At 71.2% G+C, this 14,485-nt stretch carries 24 protein-coding genes; 15 read left to right on the top strand and 9 right to left on the bottom strand.

Features of this window, described 5'->3' with window-relative positions:
• From BLW04_RS22790 to BLW04_RS29255, 3 genes are all read left to right on the top strand, one after another.
• On the top strand, positions 1 to 270 hold a 270-nt coding region (locus BLW04_RS22790; RefSeq protein ID WP_091547778.1), incomplete at its 5' end, for a hypothetical protein.
• Positions 271 to 348: 78 nt separating this feature from the next.
• On the top strand, positions 349 to 1,008 hold the full coding sequence (locus BLW04_RS22785) for a class II aldolase/adducin family protein (protein ID WP_091547777.1): 660 nt from the start codon (positions 349 to 351) through the stop codon (positions 1,006 to 1,008).
• Positions 1,009 to 1,056: 48 nt separating this feature from the next.
• Complete coding sequence (locus BLW04_RS29255) at positions 1,057 to 1,188, top strand: hypothetical protein (RefSeq protein ID WP_256375506.1); 132 nt, start codon at positions 1,057 to 1,059, stop codon at positions 1,186 to 1,188.
• Positions 1,189 to 1,224: 36 nt separating this feature from the next.
• On the opposite strand, the gene BLW04_RS27785 is transcribed toward BLW04_RS29255, so the two are convergent.
• The 5 genes from BLW04_RS27785 to BLW04_RS22770 form a co-directional block, all read right to left on the bottom strand.
• Complete coding sequence (locus tag BLW04_RS27785) at positions 1,225 to 1,854, bottom strand: multicopper oxidase domain-containing protein (protein ID WP_217631213.1); 630 nt, start codon at positions 1,852 to 1,854, stop codon at positions 1,225 to 1,227.
• The gene (locus BLW04_RS27780; protein WP_217631212.1) at positions 1,818 to 2,204 is read right to left on the bottom strand and encodes a multicopper oxidase domain-containing protein; all 387 of its coding nucleotides are present in this window, start codon (positions 2,202 to 2,204) and stop codon (positions 1,818 to 1,820) included. Before BLW04_RS27780 ends, BLW04_RS27785 begins: the two co-directional genes overlap by 37 nt.
• Positions 2,205 to 2,272: 68 nt before the next feature.
• On the bottom strand, positions 2,273 to 2,569 hold the full coding sequence (locus tag BLW04_RS27775; protein WP_217631211.1) for a cupredoxin domain-containing protein: 297 nt from the start codon (positions 2,567 to 2,569) through the stop codon (positions 2,273 to 2,275).
• Positions 2,569 to 2,820 carry an SHOCT domain-containing protein gene (locus BLW04_RS22775; RefSeq protein WP_091547776.1) on the bottom strand — a complete coding sequence of 84 codons (252 nt, stop codon included), beginning with the start codon at positions 2,818 to 2,820 and terminating at the stop codon, positions 2,569 to 2,571. The genes BLW04_RS27775 and BLW04_RS22775 overlap by 1 nt, the downstream gene beginning before the upstream one ends.
• A gap of 22 nt (positions 2,821 to 2,842) precedes the next feature.
• Entirely contained in the window at positions 2,843 to 3,133 is a 291-nt protein-coding gene (locus tag BLW04_RS22770) for a hypothetical protein (protein WP_139306974.1), read from the bottom strand.
• Positions 3,134 to 3,669: 536 nt separating this feature from the next.
• Here BLW04_RS22770 and BLW04_RS27110 point away from each other — a divergent pair.
• A complete protein-coding gene (locus BLW04_RS27110; protein ID WP_175484231.1) occupies positions 3,670 to 3,837 on the top strand; it encodes a hypothetical protein in 168 nt (55 codons plus the stop codon).
• Between the two features lie 100 nt (positions 3,838 to 3,937).
• On the opposite strand, the gene BLW04_RS22765 is transcribed toward BLW04_RS27110, so the two are convergent.
• Positions 3,938 to 4,561 carry an ArsR/SmtB family transcription factor gene (locus tag BLW04_RS22765; RefSeq protein WP_091547774.1) on the bottom strand — a complete coding sequence of 208 codons (624 nt, stop codon included), beginning with the start codon at positions 4,559 to 4,561 and terminating at the stop codon, positions 3,938 to 3,940.
• A 223-nt stretch (positions 4,562 to 4,784) separates the two neighbouring features.
• Here BLW04_RS22765 and BLW04_RS22760 point away from each other — a divergent pair, with 223 nt between their 5' ends.
• The 8 genes from BLW04_RS22760 to BLW04_RS27105 all read left to right on the top strand — a co-directional run bounded on the left by BLW04_RS22760 (position 4,785) and on the right by BLW04_RS27105 (position 10,425).
• Positions 4,785 to 6,068 carry an MFS transporter gene (locus BLW04_RS22760; protein ID WP_217631210.1) on the top strand — a complete coding sequence of 428 codons (1,284 nt, stop codon included), beginning with the start codon at positions 4,785 to 4,787 and terminating at the stop codon, positions 6,066 to 6,068.
• A 269-nt stretch (positions 6,069 to 6,337) separates the two neighbouring features.
• Positions 6,338 to 6,604: a metal-sensitive transcriptional regulator gene (locus BLW04_RS22755; RefSeq protein WP_091547772.1), complete on the top strand. Its 267-nt coding sequence runs from the start codon at positions 6,338 to 6,340 to the stop codon at positions 6,602 to 6,604.
• 92 nt (positions 6,605 to 6,696) lie between these two features.
• On the top strand, positions 6,697 to 7,011 hold the full coding sequence (locus tag BLW04_RS22750) for a rhodanese-like domain-containing protein (RefSeq protein WP_091547771.1): 315 nt from the start codon (positions 6,697 to 6,699) through the stop codon (positions 7,009 to 7,011).
• A gap of 62 nt (positions 7,012 to 7,073) precedes the next feature.
• Positions 7,074 to 8,456: an MBL fold metallo-hydrolase gene (locus BLW04_RS22745; protein WP_091547770.1), complete on the top strand. Its 1,383-nt coding sequence runs from the start codon at positions 7,074 to 7,076 to the stop codon at positions 8,454 to 8,456.
• Between the two features lie 55 nt (positions 8,457 to 8,511).
• Positions 8,512 to 9,099 carry a rhodanese-like domain-containing protein gene (locus BLW04_RS22740; RefSeq protein WP_091547769.1) on the top strand — a complete coding sequence of 196 codons (588 nt, stop codon included), beginning with the start codon at positions 8,512 to 8,514 and terminating at the stop codon, positions 9,097 to 9,099.
• 103 nt (positions 9,100 to 9,202) lie between these two features.
• Positions 9,203 to 9,571 carry a thioredoxin gene (gene trxA, locus BLW04_RS22735; RefSeq protein ID WP_091547768.1) on the top strand — a complete coding sequence of 123 codons (369 nt, stop codon included), beginning with the start codon at positions 9,203 to 9,205 and terminating at the stop codon, positions 9,569 to 9,571.
• A gap of 7 nt (positions 9,572 to 9,578) precedes the next feature.
• Positions 9,579 to 10,175 carry a class I SAM-dependent methyltransferase gene (locus BLW04_RS22730; protein ID WP_091547766.1) on the top strand — a complete coding sequence of 199 codons (597 nt, stop codon included), beginning with the start codon at positions 9,579 to 9,581 and terminating at the stop codon, positions 10,173 to 10,175.
• Positions 10,176 to 10,266: 91 nt separating this feature from the next.
• A complete protein-coding gene (locus tag BLW04_RS27105) occupies positions 10,267 to 10,425 on the top strand; it encodes a hypothetical protein (protein ID WP_175484229.1) in 159 nt (52 codons plus the stop codon).
• 104 nt (positions 10,426 to 10,529) lie between these two features.
• On the opposite strand, the gene BLW04_RS22720 is transcribed toward BLW04_RS27105, so the two are convergent.
• Positions 10,530 to 10,775 (bottom strand): hypothetical protein, encoded by a 246-nt coding sequence (locus tag BLW04_RS22720; protein ID WP_091547761.1) that lies wholly within the window; start codon positions 10,773 to 10,775, stop codon positions 10,530 to 10,532.
• Positions 10,776 to 11,172: 397 nt separating this feature from the next.
• Here BLW04_RS22720 and BLW04_RS22715 point away from each other — a divergent pair, with 397 nt between their 5' ends.
• The 3 genes from BLW04_RS22715 to BLW04_RS22705 are packed head-to-tail and all read left to right on the top strand — an operon-like array spanning position 11,173 to position 13,144.
• Positions 11,173 to 11,916 carry a GntR family transcriptional regulator gene (locus BLW04_RS22715; RefSeq protein WP_217631208.1) on the top strand — a complete coding sequence of 248 codons (744 nt, stop codon included), beginning with the start codon at positions 11,173 to 11,175 and terminating at the stop codon, positions 11,914 to 11,916.
• Positions 11,913 to 12,290 carry a rhodanese-like domain-containing protein gene (locus BLW04_RS22710; protein ID WP_217631207.1) on the top strand — a complete coding sequence of 126 codons (378 nt, stop codon included), beginning with the start codon at positions 11,913 to 11,915 and terminating at the stop codon, positions 12,288 to 12,290. Before BLW04_RS22715 ends, BLW04_RS22710 begins: the two co-directional genes overlap by 4 nt.
• Complete coding sequence (locus BLW04_RS22705) at positions 12,287 to 13,144, top strand: sulfite exporter TauE/SafE family protein (RefSeq protein WP_091547756.1); 858 nt, start codon at positions 12,287 to 12,289, stop codon at positions 13,142 to 13,144. The genes BLW04_RS22710 and BLW04_RS22705 overlap by 4 nt, the downstream gene beginning before the upstream one ends.
• A 76-nt stretch (positions 13,145 to 13,220) precedes the next feature.
• Here BLW04_RS22705 and BLW04_RS22700 read toward each other — a convergent pair whose 3' ends face one another.
• Together BLW04_RS22700 and BLW04_RS22695 are read right to left on the bottom strand one after the other, a co-directional pair.
• Positions 13,221 to 14,030 (bottom strand): alpha/beta fold hydrolase, encoded by an 810-nt coding sequence (locus tag BLW04_RS22700; protein WP_175484230.1) that lies wholly within the window; start codon positions 14,028 to 14,030, stop codon positions 13,221 to 13,223.
• A 188-nt stretch (positions 14,031 to 14,218) separates the two neighbouring features.
• The coding region (locus BLW04_RS22695; RefSeq protein ID WP_217631206.1) for an integrase core domain-containing protein at positions 14,219 to 14,485 on the bottom strand (267 nt) is incomplete at its 5' end.

Raw genomic sequence — 14,485 nt, 5'->3', positions numbered from 1 at the left:
ATGGTCGTGGGGCTGGCGATCGCACAGTTCATGCAGGACGGCGCCGCGGCCGCCGTCGCCGCCGGCGCCCTCCTGGTCCTGGTCGTCGGCGCGGGCCTGGTGTACGGCACCATCCGATACCGGCGGGTCAACCGCGAGATCGAGAGCGGCAGTTACCTCACCGGTACTCGGGGTCAGGGCCCGACCGTGGCCAGCGCCGTCCTCATCGTCGCGGTCCTCGCTGCGCTGGTGCTGCTGACCTTCGGCGGATCGTCGCAGGGTGGCAGCTGAGCTGCGCTCGCAGTCCGACCAGCGCACCTACTCGTCCACTCGCCGACCAAGCCCCCCGGAAGGAAGGAAGATGTGAGCATGCCCCACACCCCGGACAGCGCGACCGCCCTCGTGGAGGCCAGCCGGTTGCTGTTCACCACCGCAGTGATGTCCCACTCGGGGCACGGCAACCTCAGCGCCCGGCTCGCCGAGGACCGCTTCCTGCTCACCGCCACCGGAATGATCCGCGACCTGTCGCCCGCCCAGCTGGCCACCGTCGGAATGGACGGCCAGGTGGTGGACGGCGAACTGGGCCCGGAGAACGCCGAGATCGTGGCCATGCACAGCGTCGTCTACCGCACCCGGCCCGATGTCGGCGGAATCGCGCACACGCACTCCCCGGCGGCCACAGCCTTCGCGCTCGCCAACCGGCCGCTGCCCTGCCGCACCGAGCCACTGCTGCGGTTCGGGCAGGCCGAGGAGATTCCCGTGGTCCCGTGGGGGCCGCGCGGGTCGGATGTCTCGGTGCGCGGCATCGCCGCCGTGCTCGACGCCTCCGCGACGACCAACGCCGTCCTGCTCGCCAACCACGGGCTGCTGGTGTTCGGTAGCGATCCCCTCGCCGCTGCCCGCCTGGTCATCGCGATCGAGGAGTCAGCGGAGGCCGAACTCGCCGCCACGCGCATCGGCGGCGGGGTCGACTTCCCCGCCGGCGCGCTGGCGGCCGTCCGCGCGTCGATGACGCGGACGAGCAGCTGAGTCCCTCGGACGAGGGTGGGACGTTCCTCGGAGATCTACGGTGGCCCGATGAAGCCGCCCGCGTTTCCGCTGATGCCGATCGTGCCGATGGGTCTGATGATCTCCGTCGCGGTCACCAATGTGCTGCTGCTCCGCCGGTTGCGCGCCCTGGAGCGGCGCCTGTCCCACCTTGGCTCTTGAATGCACGCCGGCTCGTGAGGGCACACCGGATGGCCGTCACCCGGGCGGCTGCTGCGCCTCGATGACGCCCATCATCCCGCGATCCTCGTGGTCGAGGATGTGGCAGTGGTAGACGGTGCGGCCGCCGAACTGGTCGAAGGCGACGCGGACGGTGACCTCGCCTCCGGCGGCGGGGATGTTGACGACGTCCTGCCAGCGGATGTCGTCGATCGGGCGGCCGGCTTCGGCGACGATCTGCATGGGCCACACGTGCAGGTGCATCGGGTGGTCCATGGGCGAGGTGTTGGCGATCGTCCACTCCTCCATCGCACCCAGGTTCACCGACTGGTCGACGCGGTCGGGGTCGAACTCCTTGCCGTCGATGGTGAAGGACATCCCGCCGGAACCCGTTCCCATGCCCATGTCGAAGACCAGTCGGCGGCGGGTTGCCGGCTCGGCGTTCCGCAGATCCCGGGGTGCCGGCTGAGCGGGTAGCGCCGGCAGTCCGGCGACGGCCGCACCGGTGACCTGCAACGCGGCGACCGGCCCGACGTCCCCGGCGGCCGAGCCGCCCATCATGCCGCCCATGGCGCCCATGGCGCCGCGGTCGACGCCGAGCAGCTCCAGGCTGCTCGCGCCCTCCGTGGTAGTCACCCGCAGGTCGGCGCGGTTACCGGGAGCCAGCACGACCTCCTGGACCCGGCGGGGTTCGGCGAAGCGTCCGGAGTCGATGCCGAGCAGGTCCAGTTGCTGGCCGTCCCAGCCGAAGTCGCAGGTAGCGGGCGGCGCATCGTCGAGGGTTGCTGCAGCCGCCCGGAGGCGTCCAGGGTGATGTCGGAGACGACCAGGACCCGTTCCCGGGTGACCGGCAGCTGCTGGGGGTCCTCGACCACGATCGCGCCGTAGAGGCCACCGAAGACCTGGTCGGCGACCATGCCGTGGTGGTGGGGGTGGTACCAGTAGACCCCGGGTGGATGGTCGTCGGGCAGCTGGTAGTCGTAGTCGAAAAATTCTCCCGGCTGCACGGTCAGGAACACGTTGCCCTCGGCTGAGACGTGGAGGCGTGGACGTGCAGGTTGGTGGAAGCCTCCAGCCGGTTGACCAGCTAGACCTGGAGCCGGTCCCCGGGACGGATCCGTAGCGTCGGCCCGGGCAGGCCGCCGTTGTAGCCGTAGGCGGTCGCCTGCCGGCCGGCGACCGGCAGCCGACCCTCGGCCGCCTCCAGCCGTACCCGCAAGCCGCCGTTCGCGCTACGCAGGGTCTCCGGCTCCGACAGCTGCCTCCCGGCCACCGGGTCCAGCAGTGACCCGCGGGGCCACGCCAGCCCCGTGGCGCCCAGTGCCACGCTGGTCAGGCCCAGGCCGCCCAGTTGCAGGGCGCGGCGGCGGCTGATCGGCCGCATTAGGCGTCCCCGAGGGTCTGCAGCCGCTCCCGGTATTCCTCGGTGGTGATCTCTCCCCGGGCATAGCGCTCGTCGAGCACCTCCCGCGCTCGACTGCGCCCCGGCGACTGGGCGGGGCTACCGGCACCACCGTCTCCGCGGGTGATCCCGCCGCCGAACACCCGGACGGCGAGGACGACCAGAAGGATCACACCGACCAGCATGAGGAGCCCGAACAACCAGCCCCAGCCCATGCCCATGCCATATCCCATTGGTCCACTGCTCCCTTTCTCATCAGCTTGCTTGGTCACTGCCCGCGCTGCGGGAGCCGTCGCGTCGTCGCCGGCCCTCCGTGCGCGCGGGGCGATCGTGCGCGGGGGGACGGCGCAGGTCGTAGCGCCGCAGCGCCAGTTCTTCGCCCCGACCGCGCCGCCGTCCCCGGCCGGGGCCGGCGATCCACCAGGTGATGAGGACGAGCACGGTGATAGCCGCAGCAGCCACCAGCCAGGCGGCGAGGCTGGTCCATCCGCTGCCCACGCCTCCTATCCCGCCGGCTCCTGCAGTCACGTCCTGCCAGGTGTTCACGGTCTTCTCCCATCTCCGTCGTGGTCTGACCCCGGCGACACCCGACACCCTGCGGGGGACCTTGCTGCGGTCACGAGCGCCTGATCCCTGTGTCATGCGGCCAGTGCGCGCCGCCGGTAGTCCGGTCGAGCGTTGCTGCCGGGCAGCGCGGCGAGGTGCTGGGCAGGTGTTGGGCCCGGTGGCCGCGTGTGCCGGTGGCTCCACCGGCCCTACCCACACCGCCGGCGTGCATGTCGTGCGCTGCTACACCGTTGGCGGACGGACAAGATCGGTTGTCGCGCGCACGTGGAGACCGGAGCCGTCGACGCAACTGCTGAGCATCCGATGCGCCGCAACGTTGCTCCCCGGGCGACCTGCTGGGTAATCTCGACCTATGTACTGGGGTTATCCGTTGAGCCGGCCCACGTTCTGCGTGTGCCTGCTTGCGGTGACCCCGCTCGTGGTCGACGACCGGCTGTGTCCGGGCGCACTGCCCCTCCGCTGAGCTGAAACTCGCGGTTCCGCGCCCCCGCCCGCTCCCGCCTTGAGGACCATTGTTGACCGAGACCATCGCATCCCGTGACGCCCGCCAGATCCACCCCGCCTGCCTGACCCCCGGTGCGCAGCGAGCCGATGTGAACGACGCCCCACCCACTGGGTCACCTGTCTGGCGGCGCATCGCCGACGCGGTCACCGCCGGGCACCGCGCGGCCGTTCCGTTCTGAACCGTCTCTCCTGACCCCACGGAACCCCGGCACGCGCCGCATCGCGGCCGCTGGTGGGGTTTCACGCGGCTCTGCAGGTGACCGGGAGGCCGGCAAGCTGCTATTCGAGCATTCCGTCGGCGAGTTTGCGCGCCGGGCGGCCCTGATCACGAAGTAGTCGGACCGCCTGGTGGGCGAAGACGCAGTACGCGCCGCGGCAGTAGGCGACGACTTCTGTGTCGGTGGGGAGCTCGGCGAGCCGGCCGGCGAGTTCGTCGATCGGGATCGACCGGGCGCCGGGTATGTGCGCGGCGGCGTACTCCTGGGCGGGGCGTACGTCCAGGACGACGACCTCGCCGGCCTCGGCCCGGCGCAGCAGTTCCTCGCGGGGCAGCTCCTCGACACCGTCGCCGAGGTAGGCGATCCGGGCGCGTTCGGTTTCGGCCCGGTGAGTCTGGGCGACGGTGCGCAGGTCGGCGAAGAGTGCGGCGACGTCGGGTCCGGCGAGGGAGTAGATGACCTTCGTCTTCTCCCGGCGGGTGGTGACCAGCCCGGCGGTCCGCAGGGTCTGCAGGTTCGCCGAGCAGGTGGACAGCCCAAGTCCGGCGGCCACGGCGAGGGCCTCGACGCTGCACTCGCCCTGGGCGAGCAGGTCAAGCAGCTCCAGCCGCTTGGGGTTGGACAGCGCCTTGCCCACCGCGGCGAACTGCTCGAACAGCTGCTGCTTGGCCGGTGCATCACCCATGGCTCCTCCTCCAAAGAGGTGCTGGGCGAACCAACGCCGCCCGCGTCGTGGACTCGCCCAGCCGCCACATCATCACGATGCCTCCCGCCGGAGCGGGCGGGTGGGCGCAGGAGACCGGCAACACTGCGGCGGTGGCCCCGTGACGGCCCCGCTGCGGCCCCCGAGCCGCAGCACCACGGCTACGGGCGCGCCCCATTCCGGGCGCGCAGGCACGCCGGCGCCGGTGCGGCTGGGGCTGGGCGCCAACCTCCCCCAGTTCCTGCTGCTGGTCGCGGTCAACGCCCTGGTCGGCGGCACGCTGGGCCAGGAACGCACCGTCGTGCCGCTGCTGGCCACCCGCACCTTCCACCTGTCCGGCTACACCGCGGCGCTGACCTTCATCGTCGCCTTCGGGGTGGTCAAGGCGGTCACCAACTTCTTCGCCGGCACGCTGTCGGACCGGTTCGGTCGCAAGCCGGTGCTCATCGCCGGCTGGCTGGTCGCCCTGCCGGTGCCGGCGATGCTGATCTGGGGACCGGCCTGGTGGGTGATCATCGCCGCGAACGTGCTGCTCGGGGTGAACCAGGGGCTGACCTGGTCCACGACGGTCATCATGAAGATCGACCTGGTCGGCCCTGCCCGCCGCGGCCTGGCGATGGGGCTGAACGAGGCGGCCGGCTACGGCGCCCTCGCTGTCACCGCGCTGGCGACCGGTTGGCTCGCCGCCGCCTACGGGCTGCGGCCGGCCCCCTTCCTGCTCGGTGCCGCCTACCTCGCCCTCGGCCTCGGCCTGTCCTGCCTTGCGGTCAAGGAGACCCGCGGCCACGCCCGGCTCGAAGCTGCCCAGCACGTCATGGCCGACGGCGGGCTGTCCGGCGAGCTGTCCACCCGCCAGGTCGCCGTGCTCACCTCCTTCCGGGAGAAGGCGTTGTCGGCGGCCAGCCAGGCAGGTCTGGTCAACAACCTCAACGACGGCCTCGCCTGGGGCATCTTTCCGCTGCTGTACGGCCGTCACGGCCTCACGGTCGCCCAGATCGGCGTACTCGCCGCCCTGTATCCAGCCGTCTGGGGTGCCGGACAGCTGGCCACCGGCGCGCTCTCGGACCGGGTGGGCCGCAAGTGGCTGATCGCCGCCGGAATGTGGGTGCAGGCCGCCGCCCTCGGACTGGTCGCGTGGGGCACCACCTTCCCCACCTGGGCGCTCGCCGCCGTGGCCCTCGGTGCCGGCACGGCCATGGTCTACCCGGTGCTGCTCGCCGCGATCGGCGACGTCGCCCACCCCGCCTGGCGCGCCCGCTCGATCGGCGTCTACCGGCTCTGGCGCGACGGTGGGTTCGCCGTCGGCGCCCTGTTCGCCGGCGTCCTCGCCGACGTCTTCGACATGGTGACCGCCATCTGGGCGGTGGCCGCGCTGACCGCCGCTTCCGGGCTCCTGGTTGCCGTGCGCATGTACGAGACCCATCCGCGCTCCAGGGAAGATCGACCCCGGCCGGCCGCACTGTCTGGTGAGCCGGCAGTGGAGCAGTGACGGGGTCGGTTCGTCCACTCCACTGCCGCACCCCTCGCGATCTGGTAACGGGGCCACCGCCGGAGCCGGGCGGCACCTGCCGCTCGGCCGTCGGATTCCCGCTGTCGACGCGGCGGAGAAGGGCGCGTGCTCCGGCGGCACAGGTCTCCTACGCCCCGCAGTGGGAACGGATCAGCCGGCTAAGGGGTGGCGACGGTGCCGCGAGCGCAGGTGGAACAAAGGCGGTACGGTGCTCCTTGTACCCCCCGGGGTACCTAGGAGGAGGAATCGTGGAGATCGACAGCGCACAGCTCACCGACGTGCTCGGGCGCCTCAAGCGCGTCCAGGGGCAGGTCGGCGGCATCATCAAGATGATCGAGGAAGGCCGCGACTGCGCCGCTGTGGTCACCCAACTGGCCGCCGCTTCCCGGGCGCTCGACCGCGCCGGCTTCAAGATCATAGCGACCGGAATGCGTCAGTGCATGGTCGAGGACGACGCGCAGGTCCGCCACCTTGACGAGGCCGAGCTCGAGCGCCTGTTCCTCTCCCTGGCCTGACGGGTGCCGCAGAATCCGGCTGTCGCCGTCCGGCGCCGGCCCCTGCGGGCAATCCGCCCGTGACCCTGATCAATCACCATCAAGGAGGATCCGTGGACTCGAAGACCGCGTACAGCAAGCGTGACCGCGTGCAGCTGCTGGACGTCCGTGAGGACGACGAGTGGGCTGCCGGCCGCATCGACGGCGCCGTGCACATCCCGCTGGGGGAGTTGCCCGCGCGGGTGGGGGAGCTGGACCGGGATCGGCCCGTGGTGACCGTCTGCCGCAGCGGCGGGCGGGCCGGCCGGGCGGCCGAACTGCTCGGACAGGCCGGCGTGCCGGCCGAGGTCATGGACGGCGGCATGACCGCCTGGGCCGAGGCCGACTTGCCGATGACCTCGGCCTCCGGCGCTCCCCACGTGGCTTGACCCCTGTCACGGCCTCGTCAATTTCAATGCTTGATACCCTACGGGGTAGGGAAGGAAGAGTCATGAGCGCGATTGAGACGATCGAGACGTCCAGCCTGGGCGACCGCAGTTACCTGGCCATCGACGGGGAGGTGGCCGTGGTGGTGGACCCGCAGCGGGATATCGACCGGGTGCTGGAGCTGGTCGCCGACCGCGGTGTGCGGGTCAGCCACGTGCTGGAGACGCACGTGCACAACGACTACGTCACCGGCGGCCTGGAGCTGGCGCAGCGCACGGGGGCGTCCTACGTCCTGGGTGCCGGCAGCGATGTGGCCTTCGAGCATGTGGCCGTCGCCGACGGGGACGTGCTGGAGGCCGGGAGCATGCGGATCAGGGCGCTGCACACCCCGGGGCACACCCATCACCACGTCAGCTACGCGCTGGAGAACGCCGAGGGCGGCGTCGAGGCGGTGTTCACCGGCGGGTCGATGCTCTACGGGGCGACCGGGCGCACCGACCTGGTCGGTCCGGCTGACACCGATGGGCTGACCCACGACCAGTACCACTCGGTGCAGCGGCTGGCCCGGGAACTGCCCGAATCGGCGCAGGTGTTTCCGACCCACGGGTTCGGCAGCTTCTGCTCGGCCACCCCGACCAGTGGCACCGCGTCGACCGTCGGGGAGCAGCGGAAGGTCAACCCGGCGCTGACGCTGACCGAGCAGGATTACGTCGACACCCTGCTGGCGGGGTTGGACGCCTCCCCGGCGTACTACGTGCACATGGGGCCGATCAACTCGGCCGGTCCGGCGCCGGTGGACCTGTCGATGCCGGAACTGGTCGATCCCGCGGAGCTGCGCCGCCGGATCGACGCCGGCGAGTGGGTGGTGGACCTGCGCGAGCGCACTGCTTTCGCGGCTGGCCACCTTCCCGACTCACTGAACTTCGAGCTCGGCAACAACTTCGCGACCTACCTGGGCTGGATCTACCAGTGGGGTGCCCCGCTGACGCTGATCGGGGAGAGCGAGGAGCAGGTCGCCACCGCCCGCCGGGAGCTGGTGCGCATCGGCATCGACGAGCTGTCCGGGGCCGCGATCGGCGACATCGAGGCGCTGTCCGGCGGGGCGCCGCTGCGCTCCTACCGGGTCAGCGACTTCACCGGGCTGGCCGAGGCGATCGCCCGCGGTCCGGTGCAGATCCTCGACGCCCGGCGCAACGACGAGCGCGCCGCCGGCGGCGTCCGCGGCTCCCAGCACATCCCGCTGCACGAGCTCAACGAGCGGCTCGACGAGGTGCCCCAGGGCGAGGTCTGGGTGTACTGCGGCTCGGGCTACCGAGCCTCGATCGCCGCCTCGGTGCTGGACCGGCCCGGCCGCGACGTCGTGCTGGTCAACGACTCCTACGGCAACGCCGCCGAAGCCGGCATCGAGGACCGCAGCCCCGAGACCGTCGGCTCGGCCAACGCCTGAGGCCGCGGCGCCTCGGACCGGAACTCTTCCCACTCGCACACCGAGAAATGGATTCATGAACCGCTTTCCTGACCGGATCGACGCCTCCACCCTGCTGGGGTGGGCCGGTGATCCGGATGCCGTCACGGTGATCGACGTCCGTAACCCCGCGGAGTTCGAGACCGCCCACATCCCCGGCTCCTACAACGTGCCGCTGAGCCTGCTCGGTGAGCATGCCGCCGCGCTGGCCGCCCGGCTGGACCGGCAGGTGGTGCTGGTCTGCCAGTCCGGTGCCCGGGCCGCGGATGCCCAGCGGCGCCTGGCCGGGGTGGGCGCGGAGAAGCTGCACGTGCTGGACGGCGGGATCGGTGCCTACGCCGCGGCCGGTGGTGAGGTGGTGCGTGGCCGGGCCCGGTGGGGGATGGAGCGGCAGGTCCGGTTCGTCGCCGGCTCGCTGGTCGTGCTGGGTGTGGCGCTGGGCCTGCGCTTCCGTCCCGCCGGGCTGCTGGCCGGCGGAATCGGGGCCGGTCTCACCGTCTCGGCACTGACCGACACCTGCACCATGGCGCGGGTGCTGTCCGCGCTGCCCTACAACCGCGGCCCCCGCGACCGCACCGCCGATGAGGTGCTGAGCGAGCTCCCCGGCCTGCGTTCGGCCGCCTGACCAGCCGGCGCGCCGAACCCGATCTCCTCGGGTCGGCGCGCCGGCCCCCTCCCGCCGGATGCCGGCGGGTGTTCCGACGAAGTTCCCGACATGGAGGAAGACAGTGAGCACGCAGACGTTGACGGCGTCGTCCTTCCAGGACGCCGTCACGGGGCCAGGCATCGTCCTGGTCGACTTCTGGGCCGCCTGGTGCGGCCCCTGCCGGATGTTCGCCCCGGTGTACGAGGCGGCGGCGGAGCAGTATCCCGACATCACCTTCGGCAAGGTCGACACCGAGGCCGAGACGCAACTGGCCGCCGCCGCCGGAATCCGCTCCATCCCGACGCTGATGGCGTTCCGGGATGGCGTTCTGGTCTTCTCCCAGCCCGGGGCCCTGCCGGCCGAGGCGTTGGAGGAGCTGATCGGCGCGGTGCAGGGCCTGGACATGGACGCCGTCCGCGCCGACCTGGCCACCCGGCAGCAGAGCGCCTGAGGCAGCCATGGACGCAGCCGCCTGGGACACCCGCTACGCCGCGAGCGGGCTGATCTGGACCGCCGAGCCCAACCGCTGGGTCACCGAGGTGCTCGCCGGACGACCACCTGGCACTGCGGTCGACCTGGCCTGCGGCGAGGGCCGCAACGCCATCTGGCTGGCCGAGCGGGGCTGGGCCGTCACCGGCGTGGACTTCTCGGCCGCCGCGCTGGACAAGGCCAGCGTCCTCGCGCACCAGCGGGGGGTGCGCGTCGACTGGCAGCTCGCCGACCTCGCCGACTGGCGCACCCGGCAGCCGGTCGACCTGGTGCTGCTGGCCTACCTCCAGGTGTCCGAACAGCTGCGGCGGCCGGTGCACCGGGCCGCGGCGCAGGCCCTGGAAACCGGCGGGACGCTGCTGGTCATCGGCCACGACAGCACCAACCTCACCCACGGCGTCGGCGGGCCACAGGACCCGGCGGTGCTCTTCGCCCCCGACGACGTCCTCGCCGACGTCGACGGACTCGGGCTCACCGTCGCCCGCGCCGAACGGGTCCACCGACCAGTCGAGGGCCGGCCGCACCCGGCCATCGACGTCCTCGTCGAGCTGCGCCGCCCGGCCTGAGCGCCGGCACCCGGCGTCCGCGACATCCACTCGCAGCGACCGCTCCAGGCGGCAGCAGAGAGAACACAGGAGATCCAACATGTGCCGATCAGTGACGTGCAAGACCTGCGGCAAGACAACCTGGGCCGGCTGCGGCCAGCACGTGGACCAGGTGATGCGAGGAGTTCCCGCCGCCCAGCGCTGCCCCGGCCACCAGGATGAACCCTCGGCGAACGGCGGCTTCTTCGCCCGCCTGTTCTCCCGGCGCTGACCCTCCCGGGCCAGTTGACGCCGCCGGGTTGATACCGGTCGCCGTCGAGGGGCGCCGGCCAGCCCCTGAGCAACACAAGCCCGCAGACAGCTCCAGCCCAGCGACTACCGCCGGACGATCTCCCCTACCCCGGCAATCACCGACTGCATCTCCGGGGAGCAGGTCGTGACCGCGAGTTGCCGGCTGTGCAGCGTGTTCGCACAGGGCTGAGAGGACCCTCCGCGGTCCTGCAGCTCGCGCACCGCGTCGGCAGTGCCGACACCGGGAAGAGGTAGGTGCAGCTCCCCGCCGTGGGCGATGACCTCCACCTGTGCGGCATTGGCGGCGCTGAGGTCGACCAGCAGGTTCACCGGCGAGCGCAGGAACCGTGGAAACAGATCGGTTCCGCCGTTGGCGACCTGGCAGACGACCTGATGGGCGAGTGGTGACCGCTCGGGCTCGTCTCCCCGCTCAGGGCCGGGCGAACCCCGGCCCGGGACGTTCGCCCGCCTGGCCGTTCCAGGGAGTCGCCCGCCGGCACCTCCGGGTCATGCCATCCTCACCTGAGTTGTACGGACAAATGTGCTAGAGTTGACCGTACAACAAGCCGTAGCTGCTGCATGGCTCGACTACCGGGCATATCGAGCTCGGTCGACAGCAGAGGAGACAGGAACCGTGCCGCAGGATCGGCAGGCGCCGAGCGCCGAATCGAACCCATCGCGCTCATCGAGACTCGACCGCGCCTCGACGGTCCCGGTCTGGCAGCAGGTGCACGCAGACGTACGCGCCCGGCTGGACGCCGGCGATTTCACCGGCCCCTTTCCTGGCGAGTTCGACCTCGCCGAACAGTACGAGGTCAGCCGGCACACCATTCGCGAGGCGCTGAGGCAACTACGGGCCGAGGGTGCCATCACCTCCGGTCGCGGCCGCCGGGCACGGGTCGCGACAGCCGACCCGGTGATCACCCAGTCAACCGGTGTCCTCTACTCGCTGTTCTCCTCGGTGGAGGCCAGCGGGCTGGCCCAGGTCTCTGTCGTGCGCGCCCTGGACATCCGCGCCGACGGGGTGGTCGCCGTTCGACTGGGGCTGGAGGAATCCAGTCCCCTGCTGTATCTGGAGCGGCTGCGCCTGGCCGGGGACGAGCCGCTGGCCCTCGACCGCGCCTGGATTCCCGCGGCGATCGGGGAGGGGCTGCTGGGCGCCGACTTCCGCCGGACCAGCCTCTACGACGAGCTCCTGGCCCTCACCGGCATCCCCGTCACCGGCGGGCAGGAAACGGTGCGCGCTGTGATCCCCTCGAAGGCCGAGTGCCAGACACTGGGCTTGACTCCGCCATCGGCGGCCTGCGCCGTCGAGCGCACCGCAACCAGCTCCGGTGTCCCCATCGAGTGGCGGCACACGCTGATCCGGGCCGACCGCTTCTGGCTCACCAACTCACTGGACGGCCGGCCCACGCCCGGCCCGGGGACGCCGTCCGCGTCGGCCTTGACGCTGGCACCCAGCATCCAGTGACCCCACCGGAGAGGAAGACGCTCTCGGCGTGTGCCTGCCGCGGCCGGCTGCCCGATCTGGACCGCGGCCAGGCTGCCGCCCTGCTCGACCGCGGCCACGCCGTGCTGCTCGACGCCCGCGGACCCGACGAGTGGGCCACCGGTCGCACACCGCTGGCCGCGCAGTTCCCGCTCGGTCAGCTGCGTCCCGGTGGGGTTGCACCCGGCCGGCCGGTGATCGCAGCCTGCCGCTCCGCGAACCGCTCGCGCGGAGCCTTCAACCTGCTCGTCGTCGCTGGGCTGCCGGTGCACAACGTGGCTGGCGGGAAGACCGCCTGGGCCCCGGCCGGCTGGCCGGTCATCACCGACGACGGACAGCCGGGAGAGAGTGCGTGAGCCTCGCCCTCACCATCACCACGGGCCTGATCATCGGTCTCAGCCTCGGCGCCCTGGGTGGGGGCGGCTCGATCCTGACCGTCCCGGCCCTGGTCTATGTCATCGGCCAGGGCGCCAAGGCCGCCACCGCCAGCAGCCTGTTCATCGTCGGCATCAGTGCGCTGATCGGCGCTCTGGGCCACCACCGTGCCGGCCGCGTCCGTTGGGGCACCGGAGTCGTCTTCGGAGTCACCGGCATCGCGGCCAGCTTCGCCGGTACCGCGGTCAACCGGCTGGTCCCTCCCGACGTGTTGCTCCTGGCCTTCGCCGTCCTCATTCTCATCGCCGCCGCCGGCATGCTGAGCAAGACCAAGTCCAGGGCAGGAAGCCCCGACCCGGCCGGTTCAGTGATGCCCGCTGGGGCCTGCAACGACGCCAGCGCCGACAGCAAACCCGTCGCGGATGCCCAGCAGCCCCGCACCCGTGGAGCATGGAACTGGCGCCGGGCCGGCACGATGCTGTCCGCTGGTCTGACGGTCGGGTTCATGACCGGCTTCTTCGGTGTCGGCGGCGGCTTTGTCATCGTTCCCGCGCTCACCCTCGCACTGGGCATGGCCATGCCCGAGGCAGTGGCCACGTCACTGGTGGTCATCGCCATCAACTCCGGTGCCGCGCTGGCCTTCCGGGCCGGCTCGGTGCACTTCGACTGGGCGGTGATCCTGCCCTTCACCGCCGCCGCAATCGCCGGCTCACTGGCGGGCAAGAAGGTCGCCGACCGGCTCAGCGGCACGACCCTGACCCGGGCCTTCGCAGCCCTCCTCGTCGCCGTCGCCCTCTACACCGCCACCCAGAGCGTCATGGGCCTCACCGGATGACCGGAAGCGGCCGGCACTCGACGGTGAGTCCTGAGTTCCGGGTCCGTCAAAGGGCGGTCACTCTGCGACGTAGCACTCAGTCCCATTCCCGGTCGACTGGAGCCTGCGCCAGCAGGGCATGCAGGACCGCCGCCACCCGTATGGGCGAGCGCGCCGGGACATGGTGATCGCCAGGCACCTCCAGGGCGTGTAGCAAGCTGTTGCGCTCGAGCAGCTCGGGCAGTGCGTGGCGCGCCGCGGTCCGATCCTGCGCTCCGTACAGCAGGGTGCCCGGCATGCGCAGCCTGGCCAGGTCGGATAGCAGTGGGTGACCGATTACCACCTGGCGCAGTGTCTGGGAATAAGACCGCCAGCTGTGCTCCCAGAAGTCCTGCACTACCTCGTCGGGAAGCACGGTCGGCAGCAAGGAGCTCACTGGGCGCACCAGGCCGTGCAGCACCGCGCAGGCGGCCCGCCCGGCCAGGTCACCAGAGGCAGTGACCCGCGCAAGCCAGCCCAGCCGGCGCACCTCAGTACGCGCTTCAGCGACGTCGGCATACAAGGGGGCACCGATCAGCAGCAGCCTCGACACCAGGTCGGGGCGGCGATTTGCTAGCGCTCCGGCCAGCACCGCTCCGGTGCTGTGCGCCACCAATGTGCTGGCTGGCGATATCAGCGGCGTGAGCGCTGCCAGATGCTCCTCTAGGTCATACGCAGCCGATCGGGGCCGCGGGGACCGGCCAAACCCAAGAAGGTCCACTGCCACGCCCCGGTAGCCACCCGAAACGTCGGCCAGTGGGCGCCAGTAACGCGCCGACCCGCCGATGCCGTGCACGAAGACCACCGGCGGCCCGCTGCCCCAGCGCTCAGCGGCCAGCTGCACGCTTTCGAAGGAGGTCCGGTCCACCGCATTGCTCCAATCTGGCTCTTCGGATCTGAGCGCGGCCGCCACTGCTGATCTTCGGCGTATCAGGGCCTCAGAACGAGTCGGGGTCTTCACGATCGGTAGCAACCTGATCGAAGAAGATCCCGACGTGGACCAGGAGCCTTGGAGTTGACCCGCTTTCGCGGACACCTCGTCACTGCGGACACGGATTAGGCCGCAGCTTTTCGTGCAGTGTGCGCCTGCTCGAAACGAGCGGGTGAGACCTGGCCGAGGGAGGAGTGCCGGCGGCGCGGGTTGTAGAAGGTCTCGAGGTAGTCGAAGACGGCGAGCTTGGCCTGCCGCCGAGTCTCAAACCGGCCGCGTGGCTGCTGGTCGAACAGTTCGCACTCGATGGTCGCGAAGACGCTCTCCGCCATGGCGTTGTCGTAGCAATCCGCGACCGATCCCATGCTGGCCAGGGCGCCGTGACGTCTCAG

This window comes from Modestobacter sp. DSM 44400 (genome assembly GCF_900107175.1).
GTDB lineage: Bacteria > Actinomycetota > Actinomycetes > Mycobacteriales > Geodermatophilaceae > Modestobacter.
Note: the sequence above shows the minus strand (reverse complement) of the source record. Positions and strands in the feature narration are given on the sequence as shown.